At 70.2% G+C, this 20,270-nt stretch carries 18 protein-coding genes; 3 read left to right on the top strand and 15 right to left on the bottom strand.

Annotated features, from left to right (window positions below):
• The first annotated feature begins 62 nt into the window (after window positions 1-62).
• Complete coding sequence (locus AC07RM_RS27290; RefSeq protein ID WP_057596537.1) at window positions 63-1,508, top strand: NAD-dependent succinate-semialdehyde dehydrogenase; 1,446 nt, start codon at window positions 63-65, stop codon at window positions 1,506-1,508.
• A gap of 79 nt (window positions 1,509-1,587) precedes the next feature.
• Here the strand turns inward: AC07RM_RS27290 and AC07RM_RS27295 are convergent, their stop codons facing one another.
• From AC07RM_RS27295 to AC07RM_RS27315, 5 genes are all read right to left on the bottom strand, one after another.
• On the bottom strand, window positions 1,588-2,304 hold the full coding sequence (locus tag AC07RM_RS27295) for an MgtC/SapB family protein (protein WP_093340486.1): 717 nt from the start codon (window positions 2,302-2,304) through the stop codon (window positions 1,588-1,590).
• Between the two features lie 90 nt (window positions 2,305-2,394).
• Complete coding sequence (gene mgtA, locus AC07RM_RS27300; RefSeq protein WP_495336555.1) at window positions 2,395-5,127, bottom strand: magnesium-translocating P-type ATPase; 2,733 nt, start codon at window positions 5,125-5,127, stop codon at window positions 2,395-2,397.
• Between the two features lie 89 nt (window positions 5,128-5,216).
• Window positions 5,217-5,993, bottom strand: coding sequence for a PA4824 family protein (locus AC07RM_RS27305; RefSeq protein WP_495336556.1), 777 nt, complete (start codon window positions 5,991-5,993; stop codon window positions 5,217-5,219).
• Window positions 5,994-6,050: 57 nt separating this feature from the next.
• On the bottom strand, window positions 6,051-6,179 hold the full coding sequence (locus AC07RM_RS27310; protein WP_256222313.1) for a hypothetical protein: 129 nt from the start codon (window positions 6,177-6,179) through the stop codon (window positions 6,051-6,053).
• Between the two features lie 84 nt (window positions 6,180-6,263).
• Window positions 6,264-6,482, bottom strand: coding sequence for a hypothetical protein (locus AC07RM_RS27315; RefSeq protein WP_208512677.1), 219 nt, complete (start codon window positions 6,480-6,482; stop codon window positions 6,264-6,266).
• A 437-nt stretch (window positions 6,483-6,919) separates the two neighbouring features.
• On the opposite strand from AC07RM_RS27315, the gene AC07RM_RS27320 reads away from it, so the two are divergent.
• Window positions 6,920-7,393 carry a low molecular weight protein-tyrosine-phosphatase gene (locus AC07RM_RS27320; protein ID WP_495336557.1) on the top strand — a complete coding sequence of 158 codons (474 nt, stop codon included), beginning with the start codon at window positions 6,920-6,922 and terminating at the stop codon, window positions 7,391-7,393.
• A gap of 107 nt (window positions 7,394-7,500) precedes the next feature.
• Window positions 7,501-7,851 carry a hypothetical protein gene (locus AC07RM_RS27325; RefSeq protein ID WP_495336558.1) on the top strand — a complete coding sequence of 117 codons (351 nt, stop codon included), beginning with the start codon at window positions 7,501-7,503 and terminating at the stop codon, window positions 7,849-7,851.
• A gap of 147 nt (window positions 7,852-7,998) precedes the next feature.
• Here the strand turns inward: AC07RM_RS27325 and AC07RM_RS27330 are convergent, their stop codons facing one another.
• From AC07RM_RS27330 to AC07RM_RS27375, 10 genes are all read right to left on the bottom strand, one after another.
• The gene (locus tag AC07RM_RS27330) at window positions 7,999-9,858 is read right to left on the bottom strand and encodes an alkaline phosphatase D family protein (RefSeq protein WP_495336559.1); all 1,860 of its coding nucleotides are present in this window, start codon (window positions 9,856-9,858) and stop codon (window positions 7,999-8,001) included.
• 111 nt (window positions 9,859-9,969) lie between these two features.
• Entirely contained in the window at window positions 9,970-10,386 is a 417-nt protein-coding gene (locus AC07RM_RS27335; protein WP_495336560.1) for an acyl-CoA thioesterase, read from the bottom strand.
• A 23-nt stretch (window positions 10,387-10,409) separates the two neighbouring features.
• Window positions 10,410-11,711 carry a TRAP transporter large permease gene (locus AC07RM_RS27340; RefSeq protein WP_057592022.1) on the bottom strand — a complete coding sequence of 434 codons (1,302 nt, stop codon included), beginning with the start codon at window positions 11,709-11,711 and terminating at the stop codon, window positions 10,410-10,412.
• Entirely contained in the window at window positions 11,708-12,232 is a 525-nt protein-coding gene (locus tag AC07RM_RS27345) for a TRAP transporter small permease (RefSeq protein ID WP_495336561.1), read from the bottom strand. The genes AC07RM_RS27340 and AC07RM_RS27345 overlap by 4 nt, the downstream gene beginning before the upstream one ends.
• Before the next feature lie 5 nt (window positions 12,233-12,237).
• Window positions 12,238-13,275, bottom strand: coding sequence for a TRAP transporter substrate-binding protein (locus AC07RM_RS27350; RefSeq protein ID WP_495336562.1), 1,038 nt, complete (start codon window positions 13,273-13,275; stop codon window positions 12,238-12,240).
• Between the two features lie 89 nt (window positions 13,276-13,364).
• A complete protein-coding gene (locus tag AC07RM_RS27355) occupies window positions 13,365-14,357 on the bottom strand; it encodes a Bug family tripartite tricarboxylate transporter substrate binding protein (RefSeq protein ID WP_495336563.1) in 993 nt (330 codons plus the stop codon).
• A gap of 38 nt (window positions 14,358-14,395) precedes the next feature.
• Complete coding sequence (locus AC07RM_RS27360) at window positions 14,396-16,039, bottom strand: indolepyruvate oxidoreductase subunit beta family protein (protein WP_495336564.1); 1,644 nt, start codon at window positions 16,037-16,039, stop codon at window positions 14,396-14,398.
• 13 nt (window positions 16,040-16,052) lie between these two features.
• Window positions 16,053-18,221: a thiamine pyrophosphate-dependent enzyme gene (locus AC07RM_RS27365; RefSeq protein WP_495336565.1), complete on the bottom strand. Its 2,169-nt coding sequence runs from the start codon at window positions 18,219-18,221 to the stop codon at window positions 16,053-16,055.
• A gap of 106 nt (window positions 18,222-18,327) precedes the next feature.
• Window positions 18,328-18,996 (bottom strand): c-type cytochrome, encoded by a 669-nt coding sequence (locus tag AC07RM_RS27370; RefSeq protein WP_495336566.1) that lies wholly within the window; start codon window positions 18,994-18,996, stop codon window positions 18,328-18,330.
• A 10-nt stretch (window positions 18,997-19,006) separates the two neighbouring features.
• On the bottom strand, window positions 19,007-20,224 hold the full coding sequence (locus AC07RM_RS27375; RefSeq protein ID WP_495336567.1) for a PQQ-dependent sugar dehydrogenase: 1,218 nt from the start codon (window positions 20,222-20,224) through the stop codon (window positions 19,007-19,009).
• Window positions 20,225-20,270 lie beyond the last annotated feature (46 nt).

The following is a 20,270-nucleotide window of genomic DNA, read 5'->3' on the forward strand; positions in this document are numbered from 1 at the left end:
GCCGTGCCGCCATCCGAACTCCCCGTTTCCACTCCCATCCCCTGCCGAAGGAAAAGCTCGCCATGACCGCCTCCTCCTATACCGACACCCGCCTGCTGATCGACAACGAATGGGTGGACGCCGCCAGCCGCAAGACCCTCGACGTGGTGAACCCGGCCACGGGCCAGGTCATCGGCAAGGTGGCGCATGCCGGCATCCCCGACCTCGACCGCGCCCTGGCCGCCGCCCAGCGCGGCTTCGACGCCTGGCGCAACACCCCGGCCCATGAGCGCGCCGCCGTGATGCGCCGCGCCGCCGGCCTGATCCGTGAACGCGCCGGCGACATCGCCAAGCTGCTGACGCAGGAACAGGGCAAGCCGCTGGCCGAAGCCAAGGGCGAGACCCTGGCCGCCGCCGACATCATCGAATGGTTCGCCGACGAAGGCCGCCGCGTCTACGGCCGCATCGTGCCCTCGCGCAACCTCGCGGCGCAGCAGCTGGTCATCAAGGAGCCCGTGGGCCCCGTGGCCGCCTTCACGCCCTGGAACTTCCCGATCAACCAGGTCGTGCGCAAGCTCGGCGCCGCGCTGGCCACCGGCTGCTCCTTCCTCGTGAAGGCACCCGAGGAGACCCCCGCGTCGCCCGCCGCCCTGCTGCAGGCCTTCGTCGACGCCGGCATCCCCGCCGGCACCGTCGGCCTGGTGTTCGGCAACCCGGCCGAGATCTCGGCCTACCTGATCCCGCACCCGATCATCCGCAAGGTCACCTTCACGGGCTCGACCCCCGTCGGCAAGCAGCTCGCCGGCCTGGCCGGCCAGCACATGAAGCGCGTGACCATGGAACTGGGCGGCCACGCCCCGGTGATCGTGGCCGAGGACGCCGACGTCGCGCTGGCCGCCAAGGCCGCCGGTGCCGCCAAGTTCCGCAACGCGGGCCAGGTCTGCATCTCGCCGACCCGCTTCCTGGTGCACAACAGCATCCGCGAGGAATTCGCCAAGGCCATGGTCAAGCACGCCGAAGGCCTGAAGCTCGGCGACGGCCTGGCCGACGGCACCACCCTGGGCCCGCTGGCCAATGCGCGCCGCCTCACGGCCATGGCGCACGTGCTCGACGACGCCCGCAAGAAGGGCGCGACCATCGCCACCGGCGGCGAGCGCGTCGGCGATGCCGGCAACTTCTTTGCCCCCACCGTGCTGACCGACGTGCCGCTGGACGCCGACGTCTTCAACAACGAGCCCTTCGGCCCGATCGCCGCCATCCGCGGCTTCGACACGCTGGACGAGGCCATCGCCGAATCCAACCGCCTGCCCTTCGGCCTGGCCGGCTACGCGTTCACCAAGTCGATCAAGAACGCGCACCTGCTGAGCCAGAAGCTCGAACTCGGCATGCTGTGGGTCAACCAGCCCGCGACCCCGTCGCCCGAGATGCCGTTCGGCGGCGTCAAGGATTCGGGCTACGGCTCGGAAGGCGGCCCGGAGGCGCTCGAGGCCTACCTCAACACCAAGGCGGTGTCGATCCTCGGCGTCTGAGCGCGACGCTTCGATCCGCTGTCTCGAAGAGGGCGGCATCGCTGGAAGGCGATGCCGCTTTTTTCATGGGCGAACGGGCTCAGTCCTCCGCGCTCGCGTTCCAGAACGCCTGCTGCACGCCCTCCAGCGCCTCGAGCTCCGCGACCACCCGGTCGAGCTCCTCGGCCTCGACCGCGGTCGCATAGAGCGTGGCCTCGATCTCGGTGTCGGTGGCGCCGAAGGCATGCTGGTCGACGTCGCGCACCGGGTAGTTGGCGGCTTCGAGCAGCAGCAGCACCTGGTCCATCACCTCGGGCCGCGAGGCGCGCGTGCAGATCACGCGCACCGTGTAGCTGGCCTCGCCCGACTCCTCCTTCACCGGCTGCCGGTTGATGCGGTTGACCACGGGCCGCAGCAGGGTGTTGCTCGCGAGCACGAACAGCGCGGCGATCACGGCCTCGCCGATCAGGTCGGCGCCCGCGCAGGCGCCCACGGCGGCCGATCCCCACAGCGTGGCCGCGGTGTTGAGGCCCGTGATGTTGGCGCCTTCCTTCATGATCGCGCCCGCACCGAGAAAGCCGATGCCCGAGACCACGTAGGCCGCCACGTGCACCGCACCGTCGTGGCCGTGCAGGCGGTTGGCCATGTCGACGAACACGGCCGCGCCCACGGCCACCAGCGTGTTGGTGCGCAGCCCGGCGGTGCGCTGGCGCACCTGGCGCTCGAAGCCGATCAGCGAGCCCAGCACGAAGGCCGTGAACACGCTCAGCAGGGTGTCGAGCAGCGAGGGCAGGTTGAAGTTCTGTACCGCTTCCATGCGATCTCCTCCTTGTCGGTCGTGAACCAGGGTAGCGGCGGCATGTGACAGCCGCCGCTCCCTCCTGTCGTCACCGTTGTCGTCACCGGCTCATTGCCAGCCGTAGCGCCGCGCGTACCAGCCCTTGACCGCCTGCACCAGCGCCGCATAGCCGCCGAGCATCAGCAGCAGCCACGGGAAGTAGGTGATCGGCAGCGCCTCGAGCTTGAAGTAGTGCGCCACCGGGCCCATCGGCAGCCAGATGCCCACGGCCGCGATCGCCGCGCCCATGATCAGCAGCGGCCAGGCCGCGCGGCTTTGCAGGAACGGGATGCGGCGCGTGCGGATCAGGTGCACGATCAGCGTCTGCGACAGCAGGCCCTCGACGAACCAGCCCGACTGGAACAGGGTCTGGTGCTCGGGCGAGTTGGCGGCGAACACGTACCACATCACGACATAGGTCAGGATGTCGAACACCGAGCTCAGCGGCCCGAAGAACACCATGAAGCGGCCCAGGTCGCCCGGGTTCCAGCTCTGCGGCTTGCGCAGGAACTCCTCGTCGACGTTGTCGAACGGGATCGCGATCTGCGACACGTCGTACAGCAGGTTCTGCACCAGCAGGTGCAGCGGCAGCATCGGCAGGAAGGGCAGGAAGGCGCTCGCCACCAGCACCGAGAACACGTTGCCGAAGTTCGAGCTCGCGGTGAGCTTGATGTACTTGAGCATGTTCGCGAAGGTGCGGCGGCCCTCCACCACGCCCTGCTCGAGCACCATCAGGCTCTTCTCGAGCAGGATGATGTCGGCCGATTCCTTGGCCACGTCCACCGCGCCGTCGACCGAGATGCCGATGTCGGCGGCGCGCAGCGCGGGCGCGTCGTTGATGCCGTCGCCCATGAAGCCCACCACGTGGCCGTTGGCATGCAGCGCCTGCACGATGCGTTCCTTGTGCGCGGGCGTGAGCTTGGCGAAGACCTGGCGCTGCTCGACGATCCGGCGCAGCTCGGCCTCGTTCATGCGCTCGACCTCGTGGCCCAGCACCATGCGGCCGGCCTCGATGCCGACGTCGCCGCAGACCTTGCGCGTCACCAGCTCGTTGTCGCCGGTCAGCACCTTCACCGCCACGCCGTGCTCGGCCAGCGCGCGCAGCGCGGGCGCGGTCGATTCCTTCGGCGGATCGAGGAAGGCCACGTAGCCGAGCAGCGTGAGCTCGGCCTCGTCGGCCACGCCGTAGGCGGCGCGGCGCGCATCGCCGCGCAGCACGCGGCTGGCCACCGCCACCACGCGCAGGCCCTGGGCATTGAGCTCCGAGGCCACGGCATGGATGCGCGCGAGCACCTCCGCGTCGAGCGCGAGCACCTCGGCACCGCGCTCGACCGCGCTGCACACGGCCAGCACTTCCTCGAGCGCGCCCTTGCAGATCAGCAGGTGTTCCTCGGCCGCGTCGCTGCCGGCCACCACCACCGACATGCGGCGGCGCGAGAAGTCGAAAGGCACCTCGTCGACCTTGCGCCAGTCGGTCTGCAGCCGGGTGTCGAGCTGCATCTGGGCATGGCTCAGCACCGCCTTGTCGAGCAGGTTCTTCAGGCCGGTCTGGTGGAAGCTGTTGAGGTAGGCCAGCTGCAGCACGTGGTCGGAGCCCTCGCCCCAGGCGTTGGTGTGGCGCTCGAGCACGATGCGGTCCTGCGTCAGCGTGCCGGTCTTGTCGGTGCACAGCACGTCCATGGCGCCGAAGTTGTGGATCGCCTCGAGGCGCTTGACGATCACCTTCTGGCGCGACATCACGACCGCGCCCTTGGCGAGCGTGGCGGTCACGATCATCGGCAGCATCTCGGGCGTGAGGCCGACCGCGATCGACAGCGCGAACAGCGCCGCCTCCCACCAGTCGCCCTTGGTCACGCCGTTGATCACCAGCACCAGCGGCGCCATCACCAGCATGAAGCGGATCAGCACCCAGCTCACGCGGTTGATGCCGGCCTGGAAGGCCGTGGTGCCGCGGTCGGTGGCGCTCACGCGCTGCGCCAGCGCGCCGAAGAAGGTGCGCGCGCCGGTGTGCACGATCAGCGCGGTCGCGGTGCCGCTGATCACGTTGGTGCCCATGAACAGCAGGTTGTCGCGCTCGAGCACGCCGCTCGTGCTGCCGGTGGCGGGCACGCTGGCGAACTTCTCGACCGGCATCGCCTCGCCGGTCAGCGCCGACTGGCTGATGAACAGGTCCTTGGCCGAGAGCAACCGGCAGTCGGCCGGGATCATGTCGCCGGCCGACAGCGCGATCAGGTCGCCGGGCACCAGGTCGCGCATCGGCACCTCGATGCGCAGCGCGCCGTCCGAGCCCTCCACGGGCCGCAGCACGGTCGAGGTGTTGCTGACCATCGCCTTGAGCTTGTCGGCCGCCTTGTTCGAGCGCGACTCCTGCAGGAAGCGCAGCACCGTCGACAGCACCACCATGCTGCCGATCACCACCGCGGCCTTCATGTCCTCGGTGACGTAGGAGACCAGCGCGAGCACGGTCAGCAGCAGGTTGAAGGGATTGCGATAGCACTGCCACAGGTGGGTCCACCACGGCAGCGGCTTCTCGTGGTTCACCTCGTTGCCGCCCAGGCGCTTGCGCAGCGCGGTGGCGTGTTCCTCGCTCAGGCCCTGCGGCGAGCTGTCGAGCTGCGCCAGCATGTCGCCGGCATCGGCCAGCGAGGCGGCGCTCAGCGCGTTCGCGATCTCGGGCGGCATCGCGGCCGAGGCGATGCCCACGGGCTTCGAGCCCAGCAGCGTCTGCCAGCGCTCGAAGTGATGCAGCATGCGGCGGCTGCGCAGGAAGCTTTCGAAAAAGGACTTGAGGACGTTCTTCATTGTTGTTCTCCTTCGCCGCGTGATGGGCGCGGCGCGTGGCCTTCGAAGGCCGTTGGGTTTTGCTCGTGTGCGGGAGCGTGGCGTGCCGTTCAGCGCCGGAAGGCCCAGGTCATGCCCAGGGTCCACCAGCCGGGCCGGTCGGCGCGCAGCCCGTGGGCGCGGCTCAGGTCGATGCTCAGCGTGTCGGTCGGCGTCCAGCGCAGGCCCGCGCGCCAGGCGCTGGCACCGCCTTCGCGGAAACGCTCGGCCACGAAGCCGAGTTGCTGCGAGGCCGTCCATTCGAGCGCCAGGCCCGAGTGGCTGCGACTGGGCTGTGCGCGATGCAGGTCGCGGCCCAGGTTGAAGTGGGCGCGCCAGTCCTCGGCGATCTGCCAGGTCAGCGGGACCACCACGCTGGCGCCCGTGTAGCGCAGCGCGCCGCGCTCGGGCGAACGTTCCCAGGCCGCGGCTACCAGCAGGCCCACGCCGAGGTCGTCGCTCAGTGCGTGGGCCCACTTGAGCTGCGGGCCCGCGCGCACCGTGCGTCCCTCGCTGCCGCGTTCGCGCTCGAGGTTCAGGCCCAGCTCGACCGGGCCGACGCGGCAGGCGGGTCCGAGGTGCACCGGCGCGTACCCGCTGCGTTCGCCATCGCGGCGATCGGCCCAGGTCTCGATCTGGCATTGGCCCGGATCGAGGATGGCGGCATCGTCGACCGCGTGGTGCCCGCCGGCGGCATGCGTCTGCGTGACCGCGAGGCCGCAGAGGTATGCCGCCGTCCAGGCGTGCAGGCGTGCGGCGCGCTGGCGCAGCGAGGGGAGTGTGCGGCGCGGCGCGCGGCGGACGAAGAGGGCGGTCCGGGTGGCGGGCCGCAGGCGTTGGCGGTTCATTCGAGGTTCTCCTGGCGAGGCGCGCAACGGGGCGCGCGAAGGAGAACCTCCCGCGGGTCAGCCGGAGGTGACGGTCCTTCGCGGCTCGGTGTGCCGCGGATGGTTCATGGCGATGAAGGCCGACCGGCGCGTGGCGCGGTCAGGCAGGGGAGGCGCGCAGCGGCGCCAGCGAGGGTCTGGGTCCATGGTGGCCTCCTTGGCGATGGGGGGATGAAGGCGCGGTGCTTCGTTCGAATGCAACGGTCGGGGCGACGCGTCGGTGGACAGGCGCTACGAACGCTCCGGCTTGCGTTGGCCCGGCACCAGCAGCAGGAAGCAGCGGATGCGCCGCGTGCTCCAGAACGAAGCGGACTTGTCGAGCTCCTGGTCGGCCTCGGGCTGCAGCATGTCGGCCGCGGGCTGGCGCGCCGACGCGGCGCGCGGGTCGGCGTCATGCGTGGCGGCGTGGCCACGATGCAGGGGCTGGCGATGTAGAACGAGTTGACGCATGACAAGGCTCCTTCGACCCGTGACGGGCGAGAGGACCTCGTGGCATGGACCACGCTGGCTGGCAAAGAGACGCCAGTGACGAAACGGATGTCGGGGGAGGGAGAGCCTGCCGGGGAGGGCAGGCATCACGCCGCGGGCACGTCGGCCGCGGCGCGCAAGAAGCCTGCGCTACGGAGCCGGGTGTGCCGCGCATGCCACGGCACGCGTCTGGTCACTGATCCAACTGGCACTGTCCACGCACGAGGCTCCGAAGTGAAGATGCAGGATTGTTGCACTGCGTCATCGCGGGGGCAACCCGGAATGCGCGTTTCAGCGTTCGATGCAGGGTTTTAAGGCCACAGTGTTGCGATGGCGCCTCGATGCGGCGCGGGCCCGCGCGGTGGTCAGGCTGCGTTAAGTTGCGCGGCGCGATCATGTCCGGGCAGGACAATGCGGCCATGACCCAGGCCAGCGTCCTTTTCATCTGCACCGGCAACATCTGCCGCTCCCCCACCGCCCACGCCCTGCTCGCCCACAAGGCCCGCGCCGCGCAGCTCGCGCTCGAGGTCGACAGCGCCGCGATCTCCGACGAGGAGCGCGGCAATCTGCCCGATCCGCGTTCGGTGGCCGAGGCGCGGCGGCGCGGCATCGAGATGCCCGCGCATCGCGCGCGGCAGGTGCGGGCCTCGGACTTCGAGCGCTTCGACACCATCGTCGGCATGACCGGCCAGCACTGCGCGGCCTTGCGCCGCCTCGCGCCCGCGGGCACGGCGCACAGGATCCATCTGCTGACCGACTTCGCCGACGGGCTCTCGGGCGACGTGCCCGACCCCTGGTACGGCGACCGGCAGGCCTTCGTCGAGGCCTTCGACCTGATCGAGCGCGGCGTCGACGGCCTGCTCGCGAAGCTGACGGCCCCGGACCGGGCCTGAGTCTTCAGGGTGCCACGCGCGGCGGCGATCCTCGGCATGGTTCCACGGCCCGGCCCCAGCCCGCACAATGGCCGCGGTCGGAGCAACCGTTCAAGAGGAGTCGAGGCATGAATCACCAGACCCATCGTCGCCCGCGCGGCTGGCTCGTCGCCTGCGCCGGCATCGCCGTGCTGCTCGCGGGCTGCGAAACCCCCTACAGCCGCCCGCCGGGCACCTACGGCGCGCCGCCGCCCGGCCGCGCCGGCACGGCCCCGGCGATCTCGAACATGGGCTGCGTGCAGGCCGGCTCGGTCCACTTCGCGCGGCCCTGGCAGACCATCGTGCTCGGCGGCTCGCGCCGCATCGACAGCGGTGTCTACGAGGTGGAGCTCACGAGCGGCAGCGATGGCCGCCGCGCGATCTGCACCGTCGACCGCAACGGCGCGGTGCTCGGCGTGGGCGACTACTGGGCGCGTTAGGGCCTGTTCACACTATTCAAGGGGCCGTCTGCGGCGTTGCCCGCGCTTGCAAGGCATCGGCCTTGCAAGCGCGGGCGCCTTGCATCCAGCCCCTTTGCGGGGCAACGCGACCCCTTGAATAGTGTGAACAGGCCCTAGCCCCCTCGCTCAGACGTTGTCCTCGATCACCGGCGTGGTGCTGCCGGCATTCACGCGGATCCGCGTGCGCTTGAGCAGCGGGCTCGCGGGTGCCTTGCCCGCGTCGAGCGGCTTGACCTTGTTGAAGACCACCGTGAAGGCCTGCGCCGTGACCGTCGCGCTCGCATAGCCCTGCGCGTCGTGGTCGGAGAACAGCAGGTCGGGGTTGTTGCCACGCATGACCTGCTCGAAGGCCGCGGGCGTGGCGGTCAGCGCGGTGAGCGGCGTGCCCTGCGAGCCGGCCTTGATGTAGCTGTAGAACGAGGAACTGCTGACGCCCGCGCAGACGAAGTCGACCAACACCGGCGTGCCGGCCGCGGGATCGGGCAGGTCGCGGATCAGGCCGCACTGGAAGGCATGCAGGTCGCCCGTGATCGCCACCACGTTGCGGATGTTCTGCGCCTTCAGGTAGCCCATCAGGTCGGCCTTGTGGCTCGGATAGCCGTCCCAGGCGTCGCAGTTGACGACGTAGCGCTGGTTGAAGGGCGCGGGCGGCTGCGGCACCACCTGCGTCAGGTCCACCCACATGCGGCTCAGCGAGACCTCGTTGCCCCAGACCTTCCAGGTGGCGGTCGAGTTCTTCAGCGTGTTCTTCCACCAGTCGGTCTGCGTCGGGCCGAGGATGCTCGGCGCGCGGCCGAGCTGCTGCGTGCGCATCGCCTCGAGCGCCAGCAGCGTCGTCTGCGGCGCGAAATAGCGCGAGCCGATCGAGCTGTTGCCGTCGACCGGATCGCCGCCCGTCTGCTGCGCGACCAGCGCCTCGGAGATCACGTGGTCGTCGCGGTACAGCCGCTCGTCGGTCATCACCAGGTGCAGCAGCGGGCCGAAGTGGAAGTCGCGATAGATCTTGATGTTGTCGTAGGCCGGGTTCCCCATGTCGAAGGAGACATCGCCGAAGTCCACCGGCATGTACTCGGCCCAGGCCTGGCTCGCGCCGCGGCGGCGCGCGGTCTGCTGGGTGTTGGCGTTGGTGTAGGTCTGGCGGTCCTGCCAGCAGTCGTCCGAGAACTCGTGGTCGTCCCAGATCGCGATCAGCGGGAACTTCGCATGCACCGCCTGCAGCCGCGCGTCGCCGCGGTAGGTGCGATAGAGCGTGCGGTAGTCGTCGACCGTGTTGGCATAGACACTGCCGTCGGCCAGCGCCACGCCGTTGGGCAGCTGGATCGCCTGGTGCGCGGGCTCGGCCACGCCGGCCTGGAACTTCGCGCCCACGGTCTCGTAGACGTAGTCGCCCACGTGCACCGTGAAGTCGAGGTCGTCCTCGGCCGCCAGCAGGTCGAGCGCGCCCCAGTGGTTGATCAGCCAGTCCTGGCAGGTGAACCAGGCGAAGCGCAGCTGCTGGCGCTGGCTGTCGGCGGCCGGCGCGGTGCGCGTGCGGCCGGTGGCGCTGACGTCGCTGCCCGCGACGAAGCGGAAGAAGTAGCGCGTGTCGGGCGAAAGGCCCGTGACCTTGGCGCGCACGGTGCGGTCGAAGCGATCCGAGGCCTCGAGCGCGACTTTCGCCACCAGGTTGCCGAAGCCCGAGGTGTCCGACACCTCGAGCCGCAGCGCGATGGCCGCGCTGTTGGCGGCGGTGCCGGTGCGCACGCAGCGGGTCCAGAAGACGATGCTGGTGTCCTTCGGGTCGCCCGAGGCCACGCCCTGCCCGAAGGCATAGCGGCCCGCGGGTTCGGGCGCGGGTGGTGGCGGTGCCGGCGCGGGAGCGGGCGGCGGCACGATCGGAAACACGATCCCGTCGCTGCCTCCGCCACCGCAGGCGCTCAGCACGGGAGGGGTGGCGGCGGCGACCGTGTAGAACAGGCCGCGGCGCAGGAAGGAACGTCTTTCCATGAGGGATTTCTTTTCGCGTGTGGGGTCGATGGCGGGGCGCGCACGAATCTGCGCGACCGCCATGACACAGCGATGAAAGCCGCCCGCCGCCCCCGCGGCCCCGGCGCCGCCCTATTCGCAGAGCGCGCGGATCGACGGCGGCACCGGCAGCGCGCGCAGGGTGCCGTCCTCGCGCTTGCCGCCGAAGATGCGCACCTCCTCGCATTCGAGGATGAGGTCCGCGCCGCGCGTCACGCGGTAGGCCTGCACGAAGCTCTTCTCGCGCCACTCGGCGATGCGCGTCGCGATCTCGAGCGTGTCGCCGTAGCTCGCGGTCTTGACGAAGCGCGTGTGCGTGTCGACCAGCGGCGTGCCGATCACGCCGAGCGTCTTCGTGGTCTCCTCCCAGCGCGGCACGCCGCACTGGTGGAAGAAGTGGCGCGAGGCTGCGTCGATCCAGCGGAAGAAGTTCGGGAACCAGACGATGCCGGCGGGGTCGCAGTCGCCGAATTCGACGCGGACGGTGTAGACGATTTCCTTGGTGCTCATGTGCTCGATTCTGCTTGCTGCCTTCATCCCATGCGCCCGGGCAGCCACAGCGCGATCGCGGGGAACGCGATCAGGATCACCAGCCGCAGGATGTCGGTCGCCACGAAGGGCAGCACGCCCTTGAAGATGGTGGTGAAGCTCACGTCCTTCACCACGCTCTTGATGACGAACACGTTCATGCCCACGGGCGGATGGATCAGGCCGAGCTCCACCGTCATCACGATGATGATGCCGAACCAGATCGGGTCGAAGCCCAGGTGCACGATCACCGGGTAGATGATCGGCACCGTGAGGATGATCATCGCCATCGCGTCCATCAGGCAGCCGAGCACCAGGTACATCACCATGATCAGCGCGAGCACGCCGTAGCGGCCCACGCCCAGGCCGGTGAGGAACTCGGTGAGCTTCTGCGGGCTCTGCGTGATGGTGAGGAAGTAGCCGAACAAGAGCGCGCCGATCAGCACGGTGAACACCGCCGCCGCCGTGCGCGTGGCCGACAGCAGGGCCTCGCGGATCTTCGCGCGGTCGAGCCGGCCGCGCAGCACGCCGAGGATGAAGGCACCGCTCGCGCCCACGCCGCCGGCCTCGGTGGGCGTGAAGAAGCCGCCGTACAGCCCGCCGATCACGAACAGGAACAGCACGATCGGCGCCCACACGTTCTTGAGCTCGGCCGCGCGCTCGCTCCAGGCCCGCGCCTCGCCGCGCGGCAGCCAGCCGGGCTTGACGCGCACGATGACCACGATGGTCAGCACGTACATCAGCATCGCGAGCAGCCCCGGCACGATGCCGGCCATGAACAGCTTGCCGATGTCCTGCTGCGTGAGGATGGCGTAGACCGCGAGCACGGTCGACGGCGGCAGCATCGCGCCCAGCGTGCCGCCCGCGGCGATCACGCCGGTGGCGAAGGACTGCGGATAGCCGAAGCGCCGCATCTCGGGGTAGGCCACCGACGAGAAGGTGGCGGCCGTGGCCACCGAGGAGCCGCAGATCGCCGCGAAGCCGCCGCAGGCCACCACCGTGGCCACGCCGAGGCCGCCGCGCAGGTGGCCGATCATCGAGTTGGCGGCGCGGAACAGCTCGCGGCTCACGCCCGACACCGAGACCAGCGCGCCCATCAGCATGAACATCGGGATCACGCCGAAGGTGTAGTCGGTCACGGTGCGCATCGAGGTCTGGCCCACCAGCTTGAGCGCGGGGCCGGGCCCCACGAGGTAGCTGTAGCCGGTGACGCCGACCAGCCCCATCGCCATGCCCACGGGCACGCGCAGCAGCATCAGCACGAACAGGGCGACGAAGCCCAGCAGGGCGACGGCATCGGTGCTCATTCGCCCACCTTCTCTTCGACGTGCTCGTCGTGCAGCAGCTCGGGATGGAAGATCAGCCGCCAGGTGCGCACCGCGATCAGAATCACGGCCGACACGTCGCCGGCCCAGGCCACGGCATAGAACGGCCAAGTCGGGATGTTCATGTCGTAGGTCAGCACGTTGTCGGTGTAGGTGAGCCGCACCTTGTCGAACAGCATCGCGGTCTGCACCGCCACCACCAGCAGCAGCACCAGCGTGGCGAAGATGTCGATCGCGCGGCGCATGCGCGCTCCGGCCGCGGTCCAGACCAGGTCGACCGTGATGTGGCCGCCGCGGTAGCTGGTGGCCGCGATGCCCCAGAAGATCAGGATCCCGAGCAGCATGCGGCCGAAGTCGTAGGCGTCGGGGATCGAGGTGTCGAAGAACTTGCGCAGCACCACGGCCACGAAGATGTTGAGCGCGACGATCCCCACGAAGATGGCGGCCAGCCATTCGATCGTGTTGATCACGCGGTCCATGGCACTGGCCGGACGCGTGCTCATGGCGGTCACAGCGCCGACTTGTGCTTCGCCAGGCTCGCCTTCAGCGCGTCCATCACGGCCTTCGGATCCTCGCCCGTCTTCTTCACGCTGTCGGACCACTGCGCCTCCGACGGCGCGGCGGCCTTGCGCCAGGCATCGAGCTGCTCGGCCGTGAGCTTGTAGACCTCGTGGCCCGACTGGCCCGCGATCCTGGCGCGGCCCGCGAACTCGAAGTCGGCCCAGGGCGCGGCCACCTTCTGCGCCCATTCGCTGGTGCAGTGGTCGTCGATCACCTTCTTCTGGCCGGCCGACATCGCGTCGTACTTGCCCTTGTTCATGACCCAGACGAAGGGCGTGACGTACAGCGGCACGTCCATGTGGTACTTGACCACCTTGTCGATGCCGAACAGGCCGATCGATCCCCAGGGGAAGGTGATGGCATCGGCCACGCCGCGCTCGAGCATGTCGCGCGACTCCGGCGCCGAGGCCTGCACGTTGGTGCCGCCCAGCGAGGTGATGAGCTGGCCCACGGTGCTGGTCGCGGGCCGCACCTTCATGCCCTTTACGTCGGCGGGCAGCACGATCTTCTTGCGCGAATGGAAGGTGCCGGGGTCGTGCACGAAGGCGAAGCAGTACTTCACGTCCTTCATTTCCTTGGCGGCATAGGCGCGGTACCAGTCGTCGATGGCGGCCGAGCCCTCCTTGCCGTTGGCGAACAGGAAGGGCAGCGAGGCACCGGCCATCACCGGGAAGCGGCCCGGCTGGTAGCCGGGGTTCACGTACGAGAAGTCGGCGATGCCGTCGCGCGCCATGTCGTAGTGGTCGAAGGCCTTGCCCAGCTGCTCCGAGGGAAAGAGGATCGCGGTGATCGAACCGTTCGAGGCCTTCTTGATGTCGTCGGCCCAGGCCTGCAGGGCCGGGTTCAGCGGATGCTGCGCGGGCACCCAGCTCGACAGCTTGATCTGCACCGGCTTGTCTTGCGCGAGCGCGGGGACCGTGGCCGAGGCCGCGAGTGCCAGCGTGAGCGCGAAGGCGCCGGGGCGGCGATGGAAGGAAGTCTGCATGGCTTGTCTCTCTTTCGTTCTGCGTGTTGTGGATTCAGTGAGCAAGGGGATCGGGCAAGGTCTCGAAGTCCGGGTGCGCGCTCCTGGGGTCAATCCGCCGCGATGCGGCGTTCGCGGATCAGCGCGCCGAAGCGCTGCGAATCGGCCGCGGCGCGCTGCTGGAACTCGGCCGGCGTGCCGGGCACGGCTTCGCCGCCCAGCGAGGCGATGCGTTCCTTCACGGCCGGCAACGCGAGCGCACGGTTGATCTGCGCATTGAGCTGCGCCACCACCTCGGGCGGCGTGCCGGCCGGCGCGTAGAAGCCGAACACGGTGTCGGCATCGAAGCCGCGCAGGCCGGCCTCGTCGAGCGTGGGCACGTCGGGGAACAGCGGCGAGCGCTGCGGGCTGCCCACGGCCAGCAGGCGCAGCTTGCCCGCGCGCACCTGCTGCAGGCCGATGCCGGGATCGAAGGCGTAGTCGACCTGGCCCGCCAGCAGGTCCTGCAGCGCGGGCGCGGCGCCGCGGTAGGGCACGTGCAGCGCGAACAGGCCGGCCTGGCTCTTGAACATCTCGCCCGCGAGGTGCGGCGAGCTGCCGCTGCCCGGCGAGGCGTAGCTGAGCTTGCCGGGGTTGGCCTTGGCATAGGCGATGAAGTCGCGCACGTTGGCTGGCGGCAGCGAGGGCTTGGCGACCAGGAACACCAGCACCCGCGCCGCGGCCGCCACCGGCACCAGGTCCTTGGCCGGATCGAAGCTCATGCGCGCATAGAGGTGTGGGTTCACCGACACCATGCCGCCCGAGCTCATCAGCAGCGTGTAGCCGTCGGCCGGCGCGCGCGCCACGGCCTCGCCGCCGAGGTTGCCGTTGGCGCCGCCGCGGTTCTCGATCACCACCGGCTGCTTGAGCGCCTCCTGCAGCGGCTGCGCGACGGCGCGCGCGATCTGGTCGGCCGCGCCGCCGGGCGGGAAGTTGACGATCACCTTGACCGGCTTGGAGGGCCAGGCGGTGGCGGTGTTGGCCTGCGCCGAGGCACAAGCAAGAGAGACGAGGGCGGCCGCCAGCAGCAGCCGGCGTCGCCAGGGGAAAGCGTCGAGGGTCATGGTGTGTCTCCGGTTTCTTCTTGGGGATGCGATGAGGCTCAGGCGGGGCGCGAAGGCGTGGTGGCCGGCGGCCGCTTCATCCAGCGGATGGGCTGCGCCTGCACCGGCCGTGGCGCCGCGCCGTGCTGCGCGAGCGCGGCATCGAGCGCCTTGCCGCCTTCGTCGGCCAGCGCGGCCTCGCGCGCGGCGGCGATGGCCTCGGCGCGCGCCGGCGCGGGCATCGCCGTGCGGCCCGCGAGTTCGCCGACCAGGTGCAGCAGCGTGTGCTTGCCGCGCTCGTTGGTGCTGCCGTAGCCCTTGATGAGCCGGCCGCATTGCGCGAGCTCGCGGCCCAGCACCCAGTTCTCGCGCGCGCCGGCCTCGATGGCCGCGAGCCAGCGCTCGATCAGCGCCTGTTCCTCCGCGAAGCGGCTGCCGCGGCGGCGCAGCCAGCGCAGCGAGGCCAGCAGGCGCAGCGAGGCCATGCCCCAGACGGCATGGCTGCCCACCTGCAGCGGCAGCGCCCAGGGTTCGCGGCCGCGCGCCTGGCGCGCGCGGTCCCAGGCCGTCACGCGGCGCGCGAGCGCGGGTGGCAGCAGCGCCGCGAACTCGGCCGCGCCGGGCTTGAAGTGGTCGTAGACCTTCACGATGTCGGCCTCGCCCGCGCGCACTTCGCGGCGCACGCGCTGCGCGCGGCTGGCGCGGCCCTTGAGCGCGGCCACGCGCACGATGTCGTCGAAGGCCATCCACAGCGCGAGCCAGCGCGCGGTCTCGCGCACGATGGCGAAGCCGCGCGCGCCGGCCGGGTCGGCCGCGCGCTCGGCATCGAGCACGCGCGCCAGCCGCTGCGCATAGAGCGCGGCATAGGCCGCGTCCTGGTAGTCGAGCACGCGCGCATGGCCGAGCGCCAGCAGGTCGTGCACGGCCGGCGGAAAGCGCTGCGCCAGCTCGGCGGGCAGCGCGCGCGCGGGCGGCGGCGCATCGCGGCCTTCCTCGGCCAGCACGCCGCGCACGAAGGCGGCCTGCGCGCGCGGCGCGCTCACGGCCTCGAAGGCGGCCGCGAAGCCGCGCAGGCTGGCCGCGGCCGCCTTGCCGACCTTGTCGTGCGCGACGCCGCCGCGCACCGCGTGCTCGTAGGCCGCGCGCTCGAACGGGAACAGCCCGCTGCCCGCGATCGCGCCGAGCATCACGGCGCTGACCACGGTGCCGGCCTCGCGCGCCATCGCGCCCATGTCGAGCACGTGGTGTTCGCGGCTGAAGGCCTTGACCACGTCGATCAGGCGCTGCGCGTCGGCGCGTCCGTCGCCGGGCACCATGCGCTCGGCGGTGGTGAGCACGCGCGCCGACGAGCTGATGACCAGCGTGCGCGGCGGCGCGCTCATGCCGTTGCCGATCTGGCGCGTGGTCTCGAGCAGCTCCGACGACACGATCGCATCGAGCGCGCCCGGCACCGGGCTCAGGCTGAAGACGGGCCGGCGCCCGTCGAGCTGGGCCAGCGGCACCGGGAACACCTCGATGTAGTAGGTGGTGGCGCCGGTGCGCTGCGCCACGCCGGGGATCGAGGTGCTCTGCGCGGCGAAGCCCGCGTGGCGCGCGGTCTCCACCAGCCATTCGGTGAGCACGCCGCCGCCTTCGCCGCCGAGGGCGCAGACGAGCAGGGTGATCGGGCGCTGCGTGGACGCCGGGGAGGAATGTCGTTCCATGGCTCGTGTCTCCTCAAGCCGGGCGCAGCGCGCGCACCACCGCGCCGCGCAGGCCATGCAGCAGCCGCTCGTGCCACTTCGGGTTCTGCACCACCTCGGCGCGGTAGAAGCTCGGGCACAGCGTGGCCGCATGCGCGTTGGCGCCGCACAGGCCGCAGCCCACGCAGCCGTCGATCACGGTCGCCACCGGATCGAGCTTGAGCGGGTCGGAGTTGTCCTTCAAGGTGAGCGTGGGGCAGCCCGAGAGCCGGATGCAGGCATGGTCGCCGTTGCACACGTCCTCGTCCACGCCGTACTTCACGCGCACCACGCGCTCGCCGCGCTGCAGCAGGCCCGCGATCCAGGGCTTGATGCGGCGCTGCCGCTCGAGCTGGCATTCGCCCTCGGCGATCACGACCTTGAGACCGTCGAAGTCGCTGGTCAGCGCCTCGGTCAGGGTGCGGCGCATGCGCTCCACGTCGTAGGTGGTCACGGTGCGCATCCATTGCACGCCCAGGCCCTTCAAGGTCGATTCGATGGTCTGGTTCTTGTCGACCAGGCTCTGCTGCTTGTCGACGGCGCGCTCCTTCACCTCGTCGTCGGGGGTGGAGATGATGTCCTGCGTGCCGGTGGCCGAGGTGTAGCCGTTCTTGAAGATCAGCAGCACCGCGTCGTCGCCGTTGAACAGTGCGCTCTGCACGCCGGTCAACAGGCCGTTGTGCCAGAAGCCACCGTCGCCCATGATCGACAGCGTGCGCCGGTTCATCATCGGCGACACGCCCGCGCGGCTCGCGAGGCTCATGCCGTAGCCGAGGATCGAGTGGCCCATCGAGAAGGGCTCGAAGGTGCCGAAGGCATGGCAGCCGATGTCGGCCGCGATGTGCACCGGGCCCGTGGTCTGCTGCGCGAGCTTGAGGGCCGAGAACACCGGCCGCTCTGGACAGCCCACGCAGAAGCTCGGCGGCCGGTTCGGCAGCGGCACGTCGAGCCGGCGCGCCACCGCCTCGCGGCGCTCGCGGTTGCCGGCCAACCAGGCCTGGGCCGACAGCGCCGATGCGGCCGTCTCGCCCTCGCCGACGTACTTCGCGACGAAGGCGGCGAGCCCGCCCGAGAGCACTTCCACGCCGTACTCGCCGGCCGAGGGCAGCAGGTCCTTGCCGTGCAGCGGCGCCTGGATGTCGCGGCGGCGCAGCAGGGTCGCGATGTCCTGCTCGATGTACTCGGGCTGGCCTTCCTCCACCACCAGCACCGCGCGTTTGCCGAGGCAGAAGTCGGCCAGCTGCTCGGGCACCAGCGGATAGGTGACGTTGAGCACCAGGATCGGGATCTCGCTCTCGCCGAAGGCATCGGCCAGCCCCTGCTGCTGCAGGCCGCGGATCAGCGCGTTGTACAGGCCGCCCTGCACCACGATGCCGAGCTCGGCATGGCGCCCGCCGGGCATCAGCTCGTTGAGCCCCTGGGCCACGATGTGGCGGCGCGCGGCCGGAATGCGCTCGTCGCCCTTGAGCTTCTCGTGGCGGAAGGTCACGGGCGGATGCGCGAGCCGCATGTAGTCGAAGCCCGCGGGGTCGGTCATGAGCGCGCGCGTCGACACCGCGGGCGCGCGGTTGTCCTTGCACGCGAAGCTGCCGCGCACGTGGCAGGTGCGGATGCGCAGCTCCATCAGGCAGGGCATGTTCGAGGTCTCCGAGAGCTGGAAGCCCTGCTCGACCATGCGCACCATCACGGCCAGGTCGGGCCGCGGGTCGAGCAGGCACATGCTCGACTTGAGCGCATAGGCATGGGTGCGCTCCTGGATCACGCTGGCGCCTTCGCCGTAGTCCTCGCCGACCACGATCAGCACGCCGCCGGTCACGCCGGGCGAGGACAGGTTCGACAGCGCGTCGGCCGCCACGTTGGTGCCGACGATGGACTTCCAGGTCACGGCACCGCGCAGCGGATAGTGGATCGAGGCGCCGAGCATGGCCGCGGCCGAGGCCTCGTTCGAGCAGGCCTCCACGTGCACGCCGAGCTCGTCCATGTAGCCCTTGGCCTGCACCATCACGTCGAGCAGGTGCGAGACCGGCGCGCCCTGGTAGCCGCCGACGTAGGCCACGCCCGACTGCAGCAGGCCCTTGGTGATCGCGAGGATGCCCTCGCCGTGAAAGGTGTCGCCCTCGCCGAGGCGCAGCGCCTCGACTTCCTTGCTGAATGAGACTTCCAAAAGAATCGGCTCCGGTGGGTTGATGCGTGGATGGATGAAGGGACGCGCGGACGCAGGCGTCCCCGCGCCGGGTGCGGGCCGGCGTTGGTCGTGCTGGGAGGCGGCGCTACTTGCCGCCGGGCTTGGGCGGCGCGGTCGGCAAACGCGCCACGTAGTAGGCGAGGGTGTCGAGGTCCTCGCTCGCCATGCGGCCCACGGCCTCGCCCATCGCCTGCGTATAGCCCGGGCGCTTGCCGGTGCGGAACTCCTGGAGCGTGAGCGCGAGGTATTCCTCGCGCTGGTGCGCGATGCGCGGCACCTGCTGGCCGCCGCTCAAGTCGGCGCCATGGCAGATCACGCAGCGGTTCTCCTGTGCGAGCGCCTGGCCACGCGCCATGCGTGCCGCATCGGGTGGCGTGGTAGCGGCGGCCGGCGCCAGCGCGGGCAGCGTCGCGATGAAGTCGGAGAAGCCGCGCAGGTCCTCGTCCTTCATCGTCTTCGCGACCGCGGTCATGGCCTCGTTGGCGCGCCGGCCCTCGCGGAACAGGAACAGCTGCGTGATCGCGTAGAACGAATGCTGGCCCGCGAGCGAGGGCACGCCCTGCATCTCGCTGCGGCCGTCGGCACCGTGGCAGGCGGCGCACAGCGCGGCGTAGCGTTCGGCATAGACCTTGGCGCTCGCTGCCGCCGCCGGTGCGGCCTTGGGCTGCGCGCCCTTGGTCGCCTGCGCGAACGCGGGCGGGGCCAGCGCCCACAGCATCGCCACCATGGCCGCCATCGCCGTGTGCCTCGTCATCCGGCGCGCCTCACTTGCCGCCGTAGCTGATGCGGTAGATCGCACCCGCGTGGTCGTCGCTCACCAGCATCGAGCCGTCCTTGAGCACCAGGAAGTCCACCGGCCGGCCCAGGTAGGTGTTGTTCTCGACGAAGCCGGTCATGAAGGGCTCGACCTTCGCGCCGCCCTTGCCGTCGGGCCAGGCCACGGCGATGTCGGCGTACTTGGTGGTGCGGTTCCAGGGGCCGTGGCGTGCGATGAACATCGCGCCGCGGTACTTGGTCGGGAACATCCTGCCTTGATAGAAGGTCATGCCCAGCGCCGCGGCGTGCGGGCCCAGCAGCGCGGCGGGCTTGGCATAGTCGGCGCAGCTCTTGCCCCAACCGAATTCCGAATCGAGGATGTTGCCCTGGTGGCAGTACGGATAGCCGAAGTGCTGGTCGGCCTTGGTCACCACGTTGAGCTCGTCGTTGGGCAGGTCCTCGGAGAGCCAGTCGCGCCCGTTGTCGGTGAACCAGAGGTTGCCGGTCTTCGGATCGAAGTCGAAGCCCACCGTGTTGCGCACGCCGCGCGCGATGGTCTCGATGCCGCTGCCGTCGAGGTTCATGCGGAAGATGCGCGCATGCGCGTCGTCGGGCTCGCAGAGGTTGCAGGGCGCGCCGACCGCGTAGTAGAGCTTCTCGCCGCGGATGCGCAGGTAACGCCAGCTGTGGTCCTGGCCGCCGGGCAATTTGTCGTAGAGCACCACCGGCTGGCCGGGGTTGTCGAGCTTGTCCTCGATGCCGTCGTAGCGCTGGATCTGCTTGTGCGTGGCGAGGTAGAGCGCGCCCTTGTGGAATTCGATGCCGGTGGCGAACTCGGTCTTGTCGACGATGGTCTTCGGCTTGCGGTCGCCCTTCTCGGCAATCGCATAGACCTTGTTGCCGACGAACAGCGTGCTCACGAACACCGTGCCCTTGGCGCCCTGGCGCAGCGAGCGCGCATCGAGCACGCCCGAGGCCCAGGTCTCGACCTTGAAGCCTGGCGGCAGCTTGAACTTGGCGGTGGGCAACTGGTCGGCCGCGGTCGGGATGGGAAACGAAGGCACGGGCGCCAGCCGCGTGGCCGCGTCGTTCTTGGGCCGGCCCTTGGCCCAGCCGGGTTCCTCGGTGGGCGGCTGCTGGGCCCAGGCGGCGCCGGCCGCGAGGAGCAGGGAGGTTGCAAGGGTCGCGAGCACCGCTGACATCGAATGCGGACGCAGTCTGGCCATGTCGTGTCTCCTTCTCGTTGTGGTGGCGCTTTCGTCGGGGGCGGCG

The organism is Variovorax sp. GW821-FHT09B05, assembly GCF_059418265.1.

Bases quoted from the DNA above. Each gene is read 5' to 3' on its own strand.
- AC07RM_RS27340 (WP_057592022.1), bottom strand. From the start codon at position 11,711: ATGAGCACCGATGCCGTCGCCCTGCTGGGCTTCGTCGCCCTGTTCGTG.
- AC07RM_RS27295 (WP_093340486.1), bottom strand. From the start codon at position 2,304: ATGGAAGCGGTACAGAACTTCAACCTGCCCTCGCTGCTCGACACCCTG.
- AC07RM_RS27375 (WP_495336567.1), bottom strand. From the start codon at position 20,224: ATGGCCAGACTGCGTCCGCATTCGATGTCAGCGGTGCTCGCGACCCTT.
- AC07RM_RS27310 (WP_256222313.1), bottom strand. From the start codon at position 6,179: ATGGACCCAGACCCTCGCTGGCGCCGCTGCGCGCCTCCCCTGCCTGAC.
- AC07RM_RS27370 (WP_495336566.1), bottom strand. From the start codon at position 18,996: ATGACGAGGCACACGGCGATGGCGGCCATGGTGGCGATGCTGTGGGCG.
- AC07RM_RS27315 (WP_208512677.1), bottom strand. From the start codon at position 6,482: ATGCGTCAACTCGTTCTACATCGCCAGCCCCTGCATCGTGGCCACGCC.
- mgtA (WP_495336555.1), bottom strand. From the start codon at position 5,127: ATGAAGAACGTCCTCAAGTCCTTTTTCGAAAGCTTCCTGCGCAGCCGC.
- AC07RM_RS27345 (WP_495336561.1), bottom strand. From the start codon at position 12,232: ATGAGCACGCGTCCGGCCAGTGCCATGGACCGCGTGATCAACACGATC.
- AC07RM_RS27330 (WP_495336559.1), bottom strand. From the start codon at position 9,858: ATGGAAAGACGTTCCTTCCTGCGCCGCGGCCTGTTCTACACGGTCGCC.
- AC07RM_RS27305 (WP_495336556.1), bottom strand. From the start codon at position 5,993: ATGAACCGCCAACGCCTGCGGCCCGCCACCCGGACCGCCCTCTTCGTC.
- AC07RM_RS27335 (WP_495336560.1), bottom strand. From the start codon at position 10,386: ATGAGCACCAAGGAAATCGTCTACACCGTCCGCGTCGAATTCGGCGAC.
- AC07RM_RS27320 (WP_495336557.1), top strand. From the start codon at position 6,920: ATGACCCAGGCCAGCGTCCTTTTCATCTGCACCGGCAACATCTGCCGC.
- AC07RM_RS27290 (WP_057596537.1), top strand. From the start codon at position 63: ATGACCGCCTCCTCCTATACCGACACCCGCCTGCTGATCGACAACGAA.
- AC07RM_RS27350 (WP_495336562.1), bottom strand. From the start codon at position 13,275: ATGCAGACTTCCTTCCATCGCCGCCCCGGCGCCTTCGCGCTCACGCTG.
- AC07RM_RS27360 (WP_495336564.1), bottom strand. From the start codon at position 16,039: ATGGAACGACATTCCTCCCCGGCGTCCACGCAGCGCCCGATCACCCTG.
- AC07RM_RS27325 (WP_495336558.1), top strand. From the start codon at position 7,501: ATGAATCACCAGACCCATCGTCGCCCGCGCGGCTGGCTCGTCGCCTGC.
- AC07RM_RS27355 (WP_495336563.1), bottom strand. From the start codon at position 14,357: ATGACCCTCGACGCTTTCCCCTGGCGACGCCGGCTGCTGCTGGCGGCC.